Below are 14466 nucleotides of genomic sequence, written 5' to 3'. Positions count from 1 at the left end.
GGACGGGCTGGTCAGGGACGCAGGATCAGGCGGATCGGGTTGCCCTCCTTCTTCTCCAGGCGCTCGACCGCCTCGGCCGCCCGCGACAGGGGCAGTACGCCGCTGATCGAGCCGGAGAAGTCCAGACGTCCGCCGTTGATCAGGGCGAGGAGCTGCGGCAGGGCGACCGGCATGTCGGAGCCGTAGTGCCCGAGGATCTGCTGCTGGAGATAGCTGAACCGGGTCCCGTCCTGGACGGTCAGCGGCTGATTGGTCAGCCCCACCAGGACCAGCCGCCCCTTCGGGGCGAGGGCCTTCAGCGCCTGTTCCCGTACGGCGGGCACGCCCGCGAAGTCGAAGGCGGCCGTCAGCCCGGCGCCCCCGGTGACGGCGCCGACGCGTGCGCGCAGCTCGGGGTCGGCCGAGTCCAGGACGAGGTCCGCGCCGGCCGCGAGGGCCCGCTCCCGGGCGGTCGGACTGGGGTCGACGGCGACGATCGGGCAGGCGCCCGCGGTCCGCAGGAGCTGCACGGCGTGCACGCCGAGACCGCCGACGCCCCAGACACCGACCGCCTCGGCGGGCCGGACGGCACCGGTCGTGGTGATCGCGCCCCACGGGGTGGACACCGCGTCCGGGATGATCGCGCCCTGCTCGAAGGGGATCGCGTCCGGCAGCGGAGTCAGGGCGTGCGCCGCCGAGAGGGCGTACTCGGCCCAGCCGCCGTCGTAGTCGACACCGCGGGTGTACGTGACTCCGTCGCGGACCTCGCCCGCGTGGAGCACGACTCGCTGTCCTTCGCGCCACACGGTCACGCCCCCGCCGACCTCCGCGATCGTGCCGGACACCTCGTGCCCGAGGGTCACCGTGTCGCCCCGGAGCAGCAGCGGCGTGAGCGTCCCGTCGATCAGGTGCACGTCGGAGAGGCAGACTCCGGCCGCCTCCACCTTGACCAGCACCTCTCCCGGGCCGGGGTGGGGCCTGGGCACCTCTTCGAGCCGCAGGCCGCGGCTCGGGACGTGCAGACGGGCGGCGAGCATCTGCTCCATGACGTGGCCTCCTTGGCACGATGACGACCTCGGCGCTCTATCGCAGGTGGTCTTGCTTTAGACGGTACGGCGGTGCGGACGCGTAACGCAAGCGGACTTGCTTTAGTCTGGGACGATGACCTCGGCACCGGTACCTCCACCGCCACCCGTCCCACCCCTGCGCCGGCGCGGGGAGCGCATGCGTACGGCCGTACTCACCGCCGCGGTGGAGATCCTGTCGACGCGGGGCCTGGCCGGGACGACCGTCGCCGCCGTCGCACGGGCCGCCGGCGTGCACGAGACATCGGTCTACCGCCGCTGGAAGACCCGCGAGAACCTGATCCACGACGCGCTGACCATGGAGCTGGACGCGGCGGTACCGGTCCCGGACACCGGACACGTCCGCGAGGATCTTCTGGGCTTCTTCACCGCGCTGGCCCAGCTCCTCGGCACCGCCCAGGGCCAGGCGCTGCTGCACTTGAGCATCGAGCGCGACGAAACGCTGGAGGACCGGCGCGGCCCGTACTGGCACGACCGCCTGGAGCGCGGCACCGTCATGGTCCGGCGCGGCATCGAGCGGGGCGAACTGGCCGCGGGCACCGATCCGGGCCTACTGCTCGAAGCCGTCAGCGGCCCGCTCTTCGCCCGGGTCCTGCTGAGCGGCGCCCCGCTCGGCGGGGACCTGGTCACGGACCTGGTCACGCTCGCGCTCGACGGGGCGAGGCCGCGCGGTGGCGGCGGTGGGCGGGCGCGTCCGTAGCCGTACCCACGGCCTTGGAGTGAGGGCGAGGCAGGGCTCGGGCGGAGGCGGAGTCCCCGCGCCCGCCGAGCGCGGTGGCCGGACAGGCCCGTACCGCCCGGTCCAGATGGCGTAGGCCGCACCACGCGGACTGCTCCGGAGGGCACAACGCCGTGCCTCCCGGCCCCCGGCCGCCGAGCGCGCCGTCTTCGCTGGTCACCGCCCGTACGAGCCTGATGACCCCTGGGTACGGCGGTCGCTTCGCGGGGCGGTCGGGCGACACGCCACGGTCCGTGATTCCACCGAACGGGCTATCACCTCAATGGCCAGAGCCCCGCCCCGTGCTGTCATCGAAGGACCAGCCACCGATCGTGGGGAGCCGACCATGTACGAAATGCGAACCGGCACCGACCCCACGGGCCCCGGCCTCGCCTGGCACGTCATCGCCCGTGGCACCAACCACGCCCTGTGCGGCCAACCACTCAACCCCACCAACACCGCCCAGGACACCACCGACCGCCACTGCCTGCCCTGCATGAAAGCCTTCCAGCAACACATGGCCACCAGCACCACCTGACACACCACCACACGGCACCACACGGCACCACACGGCCCGGCGTACCCGGGCACAGCATGGCTCAGCACGGCACAGCACGGCAGTGATGCGGCACGACCCGTGATGCGAGAGGCCCGGGCCCCCGGCCACAGCGCGTTCCGGCCCCGCCCCGAACAGGGGCGGGGCCGGTTGCCGTTGCCGGGCAGGCGCCGGGGCGGGCCGGGCCGTCAGCCGCGGCCGGGCTTCCTGTCCAGCCGTTGCAGCACCGCGCGGGCCATGGCCGCCTCGCCCTTGGCGTTCGGATGCGCCGGAGCCGCCGGGGACGCGGGCTGGAGGGGCTCGATCCAGCGGTCGGCGGGCGCCTTGCACATGTCGTGGCCGCGCGTCGGCGTGTAGGTGTCGACGTACTCGGCCCGGTTGAGCCGCGCCACCAGCCGGAGCATCACGTTGAGGCGCTTGCCGGTGTCCCGGAGGTAGGGGAAGTCCTTCGCCGCGAACGGCACCGACGGGTAGCAGCCGCTGCCGTCGTCCGGCAGGAGGTCCGGGTAGCCGACCACGAGTACGCGCGCGTGCGGCGCCCTGGCGTGCACGGCCCGCAGCACCCGCGCGACCTTCGGCGCCGTCCGGAGGATGGCGAGGGTCAACTGGTCCACGCCGGACGCCTGGTAATGACGCCGGCACGGATCGCCCGCCGGGTCCTGCGCACTGAGCTGGGCGCAGGTGGTGATGATGGATCCGAACCCCATGTCGTTGCCGCCGATCTGGACGGTGACCAGACCGGTGTCCCGGGTCAGGGCGTTGAGCTGGGGCCCGTTCGTGCCCTGCGCCTTCCACATCTGCTCGGTGGTCGCCCCGCCGCAGCTCACGTCCTTGAACGCGGACACTCTTCGCTCCGCCGCGACGATCGAGGGGTAATTATGGTCGGACCGGGCGCAGTTGGCGTCCACCTGCTGCGGGATGAGCGGCCCCGAGGTGTACGAGTCCCCGAGCGCCGCGTAGCGCACTCCGCGGCCCGGCCCCGCGTCACCGGCCGCGGCCGGCGGCGCGGTCCCGAGGGCGACGGCCAGGGCGCAGCCGCCCGCCGCCGCGGCGGTGACCATCCGCCGGTGCCCCGGCACCGTTCCGCCCTGACGCGTGCGATACCCGTCCTGGCGCGTGTGGCGCCCGTCCTGACACATGTGGTGCCCGTCCTGATGCGTGCCGTGCCCGTCCTGCTGACGCACGTGGTGCCCGTCCTGATGCGTGCGGTGCTTCATCGAGCCCTCCCCTGAGTCCGGGACGGCCCCCGCCGGACCAGGGCCAGTTCCGCCCCTCGGCCGCCCAACCAGGCTTGTATACCGGCCGGTACGCACATGGGGCCAGAGGCGGGAGGCGCGCATCTTGTTCCGTACGGGGCTCCGGGGGCGGAAGTGCTCGGAGCACCCGTACGGCGCCGTCCCCGGGAGCGGGCCGGGTGGTCAGGAGACCTTGCGGAAGGTGGCCGCCGGGCGGACGGCGCCGGAGCCGAACTTGTCCCGGATCCGGTCGCTGACCTCCTCCGCGCGCAGCCGCGCCTCGCGCGCCCGGTCCAGGCTGATCTGCTCCGCGACCCGGCCCGCCGCCACCAGGTCCTCGCCCCTGAGCGCCAGCCCGGTCAGCCGCCCGCGCTGGAGCCCGGCGGCGTCGATGAGGCGGTAGGCCAGCGCGCGCAGGTCCTCCTCGTGCGCCGAGGCCGCGCTCAGCCGGCGGGTGCGTTCCCAGGAGGCGCCGCCGGCGAACCGCAGCGTCAGGGTCAGCGCCCGCGCCGCCTGCCCGCGCCGGCGCAGCACCAGCCCGAGCCGGACGACCAGGTCGAGCAGTGCCGCGCGGACCTCTGCGCCGTCCAGGGTCTGCCGGGGGAAGGTGTGGCCGACGCCGGCCGAGGCGGGCAGCGCGCGCGAGGTGACCGGACGCGGGTCGATGCCCCTCGCCCGGTCCGCGGCGAGACGCCCGGCCCGGCCGCCCAGCAGCCGCTCGACGGTCGCCCGCTCCACACCGGCCAGCAGCCCCACGCAGTGGATGCCGTACTCGCGCAGGGCCGCCGACTGCTTCGGGCCGATGCCGTGCAGCGCCTCCACCGGCAGCGGGCCCAGCCAGTCGGCGACCTCGCCGGGCGCGACCGCCAGCACTCCGCCGGGCCCGTCGATCAGGCCCGAGGCGGTGGCCGCGACCGTGATCGTCGGCCCGATCCCCACCCGGACGTCCACCCCCAGCCGGGACAGCGTGCGGATCCGCAGCAGCTCCCCCAGCCGGCGCGGCTCCGCCCCGTGAAAGCGCAGCGCGCCCTTCAGCTCGACCAGCGCCGCGGACGGCGGCTGCGCCTGCACCACCGGGGACAGCTCCGACAGCTCCTCCAGGACCTGCCGGTACAGCTCCTCCGGCAGCCGGTCGGGACAGCGCACATGCATCACGCTGGCCGCCGCCGCTCCACTCGCCCCGGTCTCCGTACCGCGTGCAGTCATCGCACCCACCTCCTCCGCCACAGTATCGAACAAGAATTCGAACACGCGAGACGGCGAGACCCCCGGGAGCCGTTCGGGTATTTTTAGACTCAGTTTCCAGCTCTGGATTAAAGAGACAGGCTCCGGTAGCGTCACACGCGGCAGCCCAGCGAACGAGGACCCATGGACCACACCGAACAGGACGCGCCGGACGAGCACGCGTCGGACGAGCACGCGTCGGACGAGCCAGCACCGGACATACACGCAGCGGACGAACACCTCATCCAGGAGGCCGAGAAGATCGCCGTCGCGCTCGGCCGGATGTTCCCCGGCCTGTGCGAGGTCGTCCTGCACGACCTGCGCGACCCGCGGCACGCGATCAGGGCCATCGAGAACAACCTCTCCGGCCGCCGGGTCGGGGACTCCGCGACCGAGCTGGGCCTGGCCCGGATCGCCGACCCGGAGTACCCGAGCGTGATCCAGAACTACCCCAACCGGTTCCCGGACGGCCGCCCCGCCAAGAGCACCTCGATCGGCATCAAGAACGCCGCGGGCGACTACATCGCGGCGCTGTGCCTGAACCTCGACGTCTCCGTGCTCTCCCCGCTCACCCTGACCCTGTCGAACCTGGTCGCCACCGACGCCGAGCACCGCGACCGGCCCCTGGAGAGCCTGCGCGACCGCAACGCGCGCGAGCTGCGCCGGACCGTCGAGGCGCTCGCCGCGGAACGCGCGGGCACCCCCCGTTCACTCGGCCGCAAGGACAAGAGGGAGCTGGTGCGGCAGTTGCACCAGGACGGCTACTTCGACTCCCGCGACGCCGCCCAGACCATCGCCGACCTGCTGGGCGTGTCCCGGGCGACGGTCTACAACTACACGAAGTGACGGTCCACACCCTCATGAACACCACTCCGGCCCGGTCGGCCGGCACCACTCCCGCCACCTCGGCCCACGCCACTCCCGCCACCTCGGCTCCGCCGCTCGCCGCCCCGGCCGCCGCGACCCTCGCCGATCCCGACACCCCGTTCGCGGTCGTCGACGTGCACAAGGCGCTGCGCAACATCGAACGCCTCGCGCAGCGGGCCGACCGGTTCGGCGTCACCCTGCGCCCGCACGTGAAGACCGCCAAGAGCCTCGACGTCGCCGCCCTGATGCACGGCGGCAGCCCCTGCTGCCCCGTCACCGTCTCCACCCTCGCCGAGGCCGAGGCGTTCGCCGACGGCGGCTACACCGACATCACCTACGCCGTCGGCATCGCCCCGCACAAGCTCCCCCGCGTACTCGCCCTGCTGCGCCGCGGGGTCACCCTGCGGCTCATCCTCGACAGCTCGGAGCAGGCCGCGGCCGTCACGGACGCCGCCCGCCGGGCCGGCCTCCGCGTCCCCGCGCAGATCGAGATCGACTGCGACGGCCACCGCGGCGGCCTGCGGGCCGACGACCCCGCGCTCCTCGAGGTGGGCCGCATCCTGCACGAGGACGGCTGTCTGGACGGCGTCCTGACCCACGCCGGCGAGTCCTACTTCGCGTACACCCCCGAAGAGCGGCGGCTGGCCGCGGAGAACGAACGCGACGCCGCCGTCACCGCCGCCGGGCGGCTGCGCGACGCCGGTCTGCCCGTCGCCACCGTCAGCGTCGGCTCCACCCCCACCGCCCACGCCGCCGAGGACCTCACCGGCGTCACCGAACTGCGCGCCGGGAACTACGTCTTCTTCGACCTGGTCATGGCCGGGCTCGGCGTCTGCCGACCCGACGACCTCGCCCTGTCCGTCGTCGTCACCGTCATCGGCCACCGCCCCGAGCACGGCTGGATCCTCACCGACGGCGGCTGGATGGCCATGTCCCGCGACCGCGGCACCGCCGCCCAGCCGCAGGACCAGGGCTACGGCCTCGTCACCGACCTGCACGGCCGCCCCGTCCCCGGGCTCGTGATGACCGCGGCCAGCCAGGAGCACGGCACCCTCACCGCCCGCGACGGCGCCGCTCTGCCCGACCTGCCCCTCGGCACCCGGCTGCGGATCCTGCCCAACCACGCCTGCGCCACCGCCGCCCAGCACCACGGCTACCACGTCACCGACAGCTCGCGGAGCGCTCCGGGCCCCGCGCCCGAGATCCACACGTTCTGGCCGCGCGTCGGCGGCTGGTGACCCGCGTCCGCCACCGCGCCACTCCGCCGACCACCGCGCCACTGCGCCGCACCACTCGTCACCGCTCCACGGCACCACCCACCACCGGGAGGGACCCACGATGTCCGCCGCTCCATCCGCGCCGTCCGCGCCATCCGTCTCGTTCGCCGACGTCCGCGAGGCCGCCGCACGTCTCGACGGGGTCGCCCACCGCACCCCCGTCCTCACCTCGCGCACCCTGAACGCCGCGGTCGGCGCCGAGGTGTTCGTCAAGTGCGAGAACTTCCAGCGCGTCGGCGCCTTCAAGTTCCGCGGCGCCTACAACGCCGCCGCCCGGCTGTCCGCAGGGCAGCTCGCCAAGGGCATAGCCGCCTACTCCTCCGGCAATCACGCCCAGGCCACCGCGCTGGCCGCCCGCGAGCTGGGCACCACCGCGGTCATCCTCATGCCCGAGGACGCCCCGCGCTCCAAGCGGGAGGCCACCGCGGGCTACGGCGCGGAGATCGTCACCTACGACCGCTACACCGAGGACCGCACCGCGCTGGGCGAGGCCCTCGCCGCGGACCGCGGTCTGGTCCTCATCCCGCCCTACGACCACCCCGACGTCGTCGCCGGTCAGGGCACCGCCGCCCTCGAACTCCTCGAGGAGACCGGCTCGCTCGACGCCCTTGTCGTACCCGTCGGCGGCGGCGGTCTCATCGCAGGCAGCGCCACGGCCGCGAAGGCGCTGCACCCCGGCATCCGGGTCGTCGGCGTCGAACCCGAAGCGGGCGACGACACCAAGCGCTCCCTGGACAGCGGCGCGCGCGTCACCGTCCCCGTGCCCCGCACCATCGCCGACGGCCAGGCCCTGTCCACCCCCGGCGAGCTCACCTTCCCCATCAACCAGCGATTGGTCGATGCCATCTCCCTGGTCGGCGACGGGGAGATCGTCGACGCCATGCGGTTCGCCTTCGAGCGGCTGAAGATCGTCCTCGAACCCAGCGGCGCCAGCGTCCTGGCCGCCCTCATGGCCGGGCGGCTCGAAGGGGCGCCGCGCCGGATCGGGGTCATCGCCTCCGGCGGCAACATCGACGCCCGGCGGTTCGCGGAGCTGACCGGCCGCTGACCGGCCGGGGAGTACCGGCCGGGTGGGAGGTACCGGGCGGGCAGACAGGTGGACCGGGCGGGACGGGGGTGCCGCGCGCGTACGGTCCGAGCGGATCTAGAATCGCTCACATGTTCGATGACCTGCCGCCCGATCTGGCGCGACTGCTGACCCTGCGGGTCTGGCACGCCATGTGGCTGGAGCGCATCGACCGCAAGATCGCCGCGGTACGGCAGCGGGAGGCCGAGCAGCGGCGCGGTCGGGACAGTAGGCCGGCGCCGCCCGAGTGGATCGTCGAGCTCGGGATCGGCGAGGGCCGCCCGCCCGTCGAGCTGCACGCCGGTGACTGCTACGCGGCCGGCAAGCGCCGCCGCCCCGTCGGCCGCGAGGAGGCCCGCCGGCTGCTGGCCACCGGGCTGCGTGCCTGCACGCACTGCGACCCGGCGCAGCGGCTCGGCATCCTGGACTGAGCCCGGCCCGGCCGACCGAGCCCGGCCCGGTCACCGGTCACCGGCGGCCGTCAGTTCTCCGAGGGGATGCAGCCCGCGATCTCCCGCGCCAGCCGGCCCGCCTCCGCGGAGACCGGGTCGTCCCGGGTCGCCGTGACGAGCAGCAGCCGCAGGACGTCGCACGCCTCTTCCCGTGTCTGCCGGAGCAGCCGCTCGGTGGTCCCCGCGACGGGAGCGAGGTCCACGGCCGCGAGGTCCACGGCGTCCGGACCGGTTTTCTGGTAGTCGTCCATACCGGGTGAACGCCCGGCGAGCCGCGGCGGTCACTCGCGGCGGAGCGAGAAGCACACCCACGCCCGCCCCCGCGCCCCCGTCCGCACCGCCCGGAGAAGCCCGGAGACGGAGACGGGGACGGGGACGGGGACGGAGACGGGGACGGGAACGCCTAGAGGCGCCGCATCACGGAGACGACCTTGCCGAGGATGGCGACGTCGTCGCCCTCGATGGGCTGGTAGGCCGGGTTGCGCGGCAGCAGCCGCACCTGCCCGTCGCGCCGGTGGAGCTGCTTGACGGTGGCCTCGTCCTCGATGAGGGCGGCGACGATGTCGCCGTGGTCCGCGCTGTCCTGGCGGCGGACGATGACCGTGTCGCCCTCCAGGATCGCCGCGTCGATCATGCTGTCGCCCGCGACGGTCAGCGCGAAGACGTCGCCCTCGCCGGTCAGCAGGCGGGGCAGCACGAAGGTTTCCTCGATCATCTCCTGTGCGAGGACCGGGGTGCCGGCCGCGATCCGCCCGACGAGCGGGACCCGGACCGCGTCCGCCCCGCCCTCCGCGGTGACCGCGCCGCCGACGGCGCCCGTGTCGCCCGTACCGCGGATGCCGCCGGTGTCTCCCGTGTCGCCCGACCAGTCGGACCTGACGCTGTAGGCGCGCGGGCGGTGCGGGTCGCGGGCGACGACGCCCTTGCGCTCCAGCGTCATGAGCTGGTGCGCCACCGAGGAGGTGCTGGCAAGCTGTACGGCCTTGCCGATCTCCCGCATCGAGGGCGGGTACCCCTGGCGGGCGACCTCCGCCTCGATGAACCGCACGATCGCGGCCTGCCGGCCGGTCAGCTCACCGTCGCCGGTGGCCCGGACACCCGGTGGCCTGCCGCGACGCACCGCGGGGTTGCTCTCCATCCCTCACACACCTCATCAAGATCTCGCGGATCGTGACTTTAACCCGTCTTCCGAGGCAATGGGAACGCCGCGTCCGGTCGGCCGAACGCGGTACGCCCGGACTCGGCCGCGCGGAGGCGCCCCACGGACACCCCACGAGGAGCACGGCGCACCTCGGTACACCGCCCGGCACAGCGGACGATCCCGCGGCCCGGACGTCGGCGCACCGCGCCCGCCGCCTCCCCGCCGGCCCGGGGCGCCCCGCATCGGCCGCGTCCGCGCACGTCACGGCGGGTGGCCCGGCCCGCGACCGGAGCGCCCGCCACCCCTTCCCATGTGACGTACGTCTCGCCGCACGGCAACCTCCGTGCCATGATGGGGAGTTATGGCTGAGGGGGAGGGTGTGGCGACCCAGGCAATTCTCGTACGTCTCGACGAGAGCGCCACGGACAGCGACGTGGGCGCGCTCAAGAAGTGGCTGGAACGGGAGAACCTGCTCCAGGAACTCGTGCGCGACGGCCGGCTTCAGATCCAGGAACGGGCGGGGACGGACGCGCGCGGCAACCCGATGGGCGCGGGCATGGAGATCCTGCTCGCCTTCGTCGGAGCGAGCGCCTCCACCCTGTTCACCGAGGTGCTGGCGCAGACGAGAAGGGGTGTGCGGGCCTGGCGGGAGAACCGCCGCTCCGTGGAGAGCGGCGACCCTCCGCACTGCGACGTCGATCCGGCGGACGTCGACGAGAGGTAGTCCGGTGGACCGCTTCGACCCCCGCGGGCAGGCGAACCGGGCGCTCCTGGTAGGCGTCGGCGAGTACGACTTCAAACGGCCGAAACACCCGTACGGCGTGCCCGGCGATCTCGGAGCGGTGCAGCACAACGTCTCCCTGCTCGCGGACGCCCTGCGGCGCGGCGGCGTCTTCCGCGAGGACGAGGTCAGCGTCTGCCGGTCGCCGCACCTGGACGCGTTCAGCCAGTCGCTGCGTACGGCGGTGGCGGAGGCCGAGGGGCTGCTGCTGTTCTACTTCGCCGGGCACGGGGCGGTGCCGAGCGCGGGCGACGAGCTCTTCCTCCAGTTGCGCAACGCGCAGGTCGTGGCGGGCAGCACGGCGGTGTTCCCCGGGGCCGACCCCTTCACCAGTGTGCTGACCGTGCTCGCCACCAGCCGGGCCCGCCAGGTGGTGGTCGTCCTCGACTGCTGCAACGCGGGCAACGCCGCCCAGGTCTGGGAGGGCTTCCGCGACAAGCAGCGCATCTCGCTGCTGATGTGCGTGCAGGCCAACAACCGCATCGACGCCGGGGACGACCGCACGCCCACCCCGTTCACCGCCCAGCTGGTGGAGCTGCTGGAGCACGGCGTCGGCGGACACGGCGGCGAGGTGGGCTTCCGGGAGCTGTCGGAGGCCCTGCGCACCCACATGGCGGCCCACCACAGGACCCTGCGCAAGGAGACGTGGGAGCCGCAGTACCGCGTCGGCACCCCGGACTCCGACATCCTGCTGGCCCGGCCGGGCGCGGAGCCGCTCGCCGGACGGGAGCCGGAGCGGCGGGAGCCGCCGGCCCGGGTTCCGCCGCCGGGGCGGGAGCCGGGCGCCCCCGGGCGGCGCCGGCCGCAGCCGCGCGCGTGGGGCCGGCCGGTCACGGCCGGGATCGCCCGGCTTCTGGAGCGGGTGAAGCGGTTCGCCGGCCGGTCGCGGCGCAGACGGCGCCCGTGGGCGTCGAGGCGCGTGGTGGCGGTGGCCTGCCTGGCGGCGACGGCCGCCCTCGGCCTGCTCGGCTATCTGCTCGTCGCCGGCGGCTCCGGGCAGTCCGCCTGCCGGCCGCCCCTGGAGCTGCGGCTGCTCACCGACCCGGACCTGGAGCAGACCGTGCGCACGGCGGCGGACGCCTATCTGACCTCGGCGGCCAACCGTACGGACGACGGCTGCCGGCGCAGCGGCATCACCGTCTACAGCGCGGGCGCCGCCGAGACCGTCACGGCGCTGCACGAGCGGACCGACGTCTGGCAGGCGCCGGTGACCGACGACGACAATCCGCAGCGCGACATCGGCCCGCAGCCGGACGTCTGGATACCCGCGGCGAAGACGGACGTCGCCCGGGTCACCGTCGGCCGCGACCCCCGCGTGTTCGCCGAACTCCTCCCGGACAGCGGCCCGTTCACGTACTCGCCGATGGTGCTCGCGCTCCCGCAGGACATCGCCGCGGAGGGCCTGGCCGAGCGGACCGGCAACTCGCTGGCGCGGCTGCTGGCCGCCATGGACGAGCGCGACCCCGGCGCCGCCGTGCGGCGCACCGACCCGGAGTACACCGACGCGGCCCTGCTCGCCACCATGGGTCTGTACGGCGAGCGGCCGGTCGACGCGGCCGCCGCGGAGCACGTCGTGGCCCAGCCGGGCCCGCCCTCGCCCACCGCCGCCGAGCTGCTGTGCGCGCTGTCCGCCGACAAGAGCACCGACGAGCACACCGCGGCCCTGATCCCCGAGTTCCTGCTGAGGAACCTGCCGGACTGCAACGCGACGACGCGGGAGCAGCGGACGGCGGAGTATCCGGACGACGTGCCGGGCCTGGAACCCACCTTCGTACGGGTGCGCTGGGCAGGCGCGGAGCGGGACCGCCCGGAGCGGGAGGAGGCGGTCGAGGCGTTCCACGACTGGCTCACCGACCGGCAGGGCGGCCTGAAGGTGTTCGGCGACGACGGGTTCAGGGACGCCTCGGGGCGGCGCGACCCGATCACCGAACCGCCCTCCGGCTCGGGGGTTCTCGCCGCTCCCGGCACGCCGGAGGTGAAGGCCGGCCGGGAGGCGATGACGACGACGCTCGACGAGTACCGCAACGCGCGCGGTCCGGGCCGTGTGCTGTACCTGCTCGACAGCTCCGGCTCGATGGGCGGCTGGTGGGAGGGGCCCGGCGGCGGTCCGGCGATACTGAAGCAGTCGCTGGTCGGGCTCGGCGCGGAGGACGAGTACGGCGTCTGGGCCGTGGCGGAGAACGGGGACCGGGCGTACCGGGAGCTGCTCGCCTTCGGCCGGCACCGGCGCGCGGACGCCGAGCGCGCGATCGACCGGAAGGCGGTCGTGCGCGACGCCGAGTCCGATCCGTACCGGGCGCTGACCGCGGCGCTCGACGAGATGGCGGGCCGCGGGACCGACGACGACCGGCCGCAGCTCATCGTCTACGTCACCGACGACGAGGACAACGGGCATCTGTCGGACGACGAGCTGGACACCGTGCTGGCGGCGGCGCGGGAGACGAAGGTGCCGGTGGCGATGGTGTCGCTGGCGGGCGGCGGCTGCGACGCGGACAAGCCGGACGCCCGGATCTCCCGGGCGAGCGGCGGCCGGTGCATCGACACCGGCGGTGACATCGGCGCCGGGCTGCGCACCGAGGTGGCGCGGACCGGGACGGGGGAGGAATGAACGGACGTGGAGCGCGTGCCCTCTACGGGACCGGCCGGGGGGCTCTCGTGGGCGCGCTCGTCCTGGTGCTGTCCGCCGTCGCGGCGTGCGGCGGCGGCGCCCCGGTGCTGCCGCCGTCCGGCGACACCCCGGGGGTCATCGTCGTGGCCAGCGGCCGTGACGTGACCGGCAAGGACGGCGTGCGCCAGCAGCTCATCGACGCCTGGAACGCGGAGCAGGAGAGGCGCGGCACCAACTACAGCGCCCGGCTCGTCGAGCTCCCCGGCTCCGCCGACGAACAGCGCAGCCAGCTCCTCGGCGCCCTGCAGTCGGGGAGCGCGGAGTACGACGTCGTCAACCTCGATGTGACCTGGGTGCCGGAGTTCGCCGCGGCGGGGCTGATCCGTCCGCTCCCCGGCGACCTGCTCGACAAGGACGTGATCGGCTCCGTCGCCTCCACCGCGAAGTGGGACGGCGAGGTGTACGCCGCGCCGTTCAACAGCGACGTGGGGCTGCTCTTCTACCGCCCGGACTACCTCAAGCGGGTCGGCGCGCAGCGCACCGACCTCGGCCGGGGCGTGACCTGGCCGGAGCTGCGCGCCCTCAGTGACACCCTCGACGACTCCGAGGAGCGCCCCGCCCGTTACGAGAAGGGCTGGACGACCCAGCTCGGGCCGTACGAGGGCCGTACGGTGAACGCGGTCGAGGCCTTCGCGTCGGCCGTGCCGGACTTCGCGCTGACCGACGACGAGGGCCGGTACACCGCCTCCGTCGAGGAGCTGACGGACGGTCTGGCGGAGCTGCGGGCGCGCAGTCAGGCCCCGTACACGCTGCCCGGGGCGAAGAAGTCCGACGAGACGGCCTCGATGACCGATTTCGCGGACGGCCGGACGGCGTTCCTGCGCCAGTGGCCCTACGCCTACCGCACCCTGCACCAGTCCTTCCCGGCCGGCCGGCTCGCGGTGGCCCCGCTGCCGGGCAAGGCGGTCCTCGGCGGCCAGAACCTCGCCGTGACCGACGACTCCAAACGCGGCAGGACCGCGACGGACCTGATCAGGTTCCTCACCGACCAGCGCAGCGAACGCTGCCTGCTCGACGGCGGGTTCGCCGCGACCCGGCGCTCCGCGTACGAGGCGGACGACGTCACGTGCCGGTTCACCGGCCCGTCCGGTACGGCGACGCCCTCGCCGACCGCGTCGGCCTCCGCCGAGAGCGCCGACCGGATGCCGCGCGACGCCCAGGGCCGCCCCCGTTACGCCCGCGGGATCCTGCTGCCCGCCCTGCGCAGGGCGGTCCAGCGACCGCGCACGCCGCTGTACGGAGCCTTCACCCAGACGTTCGCCACGGAGCTCGGCCCGCTCTTCACCGACGCCCCGCCCACCGACGCGGCCCTGGCCCGCAGCCTCGACAAGGCCCTCAGGGACGTCCTGCCGGACGGCTGACCGGACCCCCGCGCGACGGCGGACCCGCCGGCGCGGGGCGCGCGCGGCACACTGTG

At 74.3% G+C, this 14466-nt stretch carries 14 protein-coding genes; 9 read left to right on the top strand and 5 right to left on the bottom strand.

Going from position 1 to position 14466, the window contains the following annotated elements; all coding sequences use genetic code 11:
- Nucleotides 1–11 precede the first annotated feature (11 nt).
- Nucleotides 12–1025, bottom strand: a complete 1014-nt coding sequence (locus ACFV6E_RS03945) for a zinc-binding dehydrogenase (RefSeq protein WP_385459247.1) — start codon at nt 1023–1025, stop codon at nt 12–14.
- Nucleotides 1026–1203: 178 nt separating this feature from the next.
- Between ACFV6E_RS03945 and ACFV6E_RS03940 the strand changes: the two genes are divergently transcribed.
- On the top strand, nt 1204–1764 hold the full coding sequence (locus ACFV6E_RS03940; protein ID WP_385177233.1) for a TetR-like C-terminal domain-containing protein: 561 nt from the start codon (nt 1204–1206) through the stop codon (nt 1762–1764).
- 364 nt (nt 1765–2128) lie between these two features.
- Nucleotides 2129–2320, top strand: coding sequence for a hypothetical protein (locus ACFV6E_RS03935; RefSeq protein ID WP_385459245.1), 192 nt, complete (start codon nt 2129–2131; stop codon nt 2318–2320).
- Between the two features lie 206 nt (nt 2321–2526).
- Here ACFV6E_RS03935 and ACFV6E_RS03930 read toward each other — a convergent pair whose 3' ends face one another.
- The gene (locus ACFV6E_RS03930; protein ID WP_385459429.1) at nt 2527–3399 is read right to left on the bottom strand and encodes an SGNH/GDSL hydrolase family protein; all 873 of its coding nucleotides are present in this window, start codon (nt 3397–3399) and stop codon (nt 2527–2529) included.
- A 357-nt stretch (nt 3400–3756) separates the two neighbouring features.
- Complete coding sequence (locus tag ACFV6E_RS03925; protein ID WP_385459244.1) at nt 3757–4779, bottom strand: hypothetical protein; 1023 nt, start codon at nt 4777–4779, stop codon at nt 3757–3759.
- Between the two features lie 162 nt (nt 4780–4941).
- Between ACFV6E_RS03925 and ACFV6E_RS03920 the strand changes: the two genes are divergently transcribed.
- From ACFV6E_RS03920 to ACFV6E_RS03905, 4 genes are all read left to right on the top strand, one after another.
- Entirely contained in the window at nt 4942–5643 is a 702-nt protein-coding gene (locus ACFV6E_RS03920; RefSeq protein WP_385459242.1) for a transcriptional regulator, read from the top strand.
- A 14-nt stretch (nt 5644–5657) separates the two neighbouring features.
- Nucleotides 5658–6902 carry a DSD1 family PLP-dependent enzyme gene (locus ACFV6E_RS03915; RefSeq protein ID WP_385459427.1) on the top strand — a complete coding sequence of 415 codons (1245 nt, stop codon included), beginning with the start codon at nt 5658–5660 and terminating at the stop codon, nt 6900–6902.
- Between the two features lie 100 nt (nt 6903–7002).
- Nucleotides 7003–7989 carry a threo-3-hydroxy-L-aspartate ammonia-lyase gene (locus ACFV6E_RS03910; RefSeq protein WP_385459240.1) on the top strand — a complete coding sequence of 329 codons (987 nt, stop codon included), beginning with the start codon at nt 7003–7005 and terminating at the stop codon, nt 7987–7989.
- Nucleotides 7990–8099: 110 nt separating this feature from the next.
- Entirely contained in the window at nt 8100–8438 is a 339-nt protein-coding gene (locus ACFV6E_RS03905; protein ID WP_385176059.1) for a DUF6233 domain-containing protein, read from the top strand.
- A 50-nt stretch (nt 8439–8488) separates the two neighbouring features.
- On the opposite strand, the gene ACFV6E_RS03900 is transcribed toward ACFV6E_RS03905, so the two are convergent.
- Entirely contained in the window at nt 8489–8710 is a 222-nt protein-coding gene (locus ACFV6E_RS03900; protein ID WP_385176056.1) for a DUF6417 family protein, read from the bottom strand.
- A gap of 152 nt (nt 8711–8862) precedes the next feature.
- Nucleotides 8863–9597, bottom strand: coding sequence for a transcriptional repressor LexA (lexA, locus tag ACFV6E_RS03895; RefSeq protein WP_385459238.1), 735 nt, complete (start codon nt 9595–9597; stop codon nt 8863–8865).
- 382 nt (nt 9598–9979) lie between these two features.
- Here lexA and ACFV6E_RS03890 point away from each other — a divergent pair, with 382 nt between their 5' ends.
- Genes ACFV6E_RS03890 through ACFV6E_RS03880 form a run of 3 tightly spaced genes read left to right on the top strand, consistent with a single transcriptional unit; the run spans nt 9980 to nt 14410 of the window.
- On the top strand, nt 9980–10324 hold the full coding sequence (locus tag ACFV6E_RS03890) for a hypothetical protein (protein WP_385459236.1): 345 nt from the start codon (nt 9980–9982) through the stop codon (nt 10322–10324).
- Nucleotides 10325–10328: 4 nt separating this feature from the next.
- Nucleotides 10329–12989: a caspase family protein gene (locus ACFV6E_RS03885; RefSeq protein WP_385459234.1), complete on the top strand. Its 2661-nt coding sequence runs from the start codon at nt 10329–10331 to the stop codon at nt 12987–12989.
- Nucleotides 12986–14410, top strand: a complete 1425-nt coding sequence (locus ACFV6E_RS03880) for an extracellular solute-binding protein (RefSeq protein ID WP_385459232.1) — start codon at nt 12986–12988, stop codon at nt 14408–14410. Before ACFV6E_RS03885 ends, ACFV6E_RS03880 begins: the two co-directional genes overlap by 4 nt.
- Nucleotides 14411–14466: the final 56 nt, after the last annotated feature.

It is taken from the genome of Streptomyces sp. NPDC059785 (assembly GCF_042732375.1).
In the GTDB taxonomy this organism is placed as follows: domain Bacteria; phylum Actinomycetota; class Actinomycetes; order Streptomycetales; family Streptomycetaceae; genus Streptomyces.
This window is presented reverse-complemented; position numbering and strand designations above follow the sequence as displayed.

Excerpts from the sequence above, each read along its gene's own strand:
- ACFV6E_RS03905 (WP_385176059.1), top strand. The coding sequence starts at position 8,100 with ATGTTCGATGACCTGCCGCCCGATCTGGCGCGACTGCTGACCCTGCGG.
- ACFV6E_RS03945 (WP_385459247.1), bottom strand. The coding sequence starts at position 1,025 with ATGGAGCAGATGCTCGCCGCCCGTCTGCACGTCCCGAGCCGCGGCCTG.
- lexA (WP_385459238.1), bottom strand. The coding sequence starts at position 9,597 with ATGGAGAGCAACCCCGCGGTGCGTCGCGGCAGGCCACCGGGTGTCCGG.
- ACFV6E_RS03935 (WP_385459245.1), top strand. The coding sequence starts at position 2,129 with ATGTACGAAATGCGAACCGGCACCGACCCCACGGGCCCCGGCCTCGCC.
- ACFV6E_RS03940 (WP_385177233.1), top strand. The coding sequence starts at position 1,204 with ATGCGTACGGCCGTACTCACCGCCGCGGTGGAGATCCTGTCGACGCGG.
- ACFV6E_RS03915 (WP_385459427.1), top strand. The coding sequence starts at position 5,658 with ATGAACACCACTCCGGCCCGGTCGGCCGGCACCACTCCCGCCACCTCG.
- ACFV6E_RS03900 (WP_385176056.1), bottom strand. The coding sequence starts at position 8,710 with ATGGACGACTACCAGAAAACCGGTCCGGACGCCGTGGACCTCGCGGCC.
- ACFV6E_RS03920 (WP_385459242.1), top strand. The coding sequence starts at position 4,942 with ATGGACCACACCGAACAGGACGCGCCGGACGAGCACGCGTCGGACGAG.
- ACFV6E_RS03880 (WP_385459232.1), top strand. The coding sequence starts at position 12,986 with ATGAACGGACGTGGAGCGCGTGCCCTCTACGGGACCGGCCGGGGGGCT.
- ACFV6E_RS03930 (WP_385459429.1), bottom strand. The coding sequence starts at position 3,399 with ATGGTCACCGCCGCGGCGGCGGGCGGCTGCGCCCTGGCCGTCGCCCTC.
- ACFV6E_RS03925 (WP_385459244.1), bottom strand. The coding sequence starts at position 4,779 with ATGACTGCACGCGGTACGGAGACCGGGGCGAGTGGAGCGGCGGCGGCC.
- ACFV6E_RS03910 (WP_385459240.1), top strand. The coding sequence starts at position 7,003 with ATGTCCGCCGCTCCATCCGCGCCGTCCGCGCCATCCGTCTCGTTCGCC.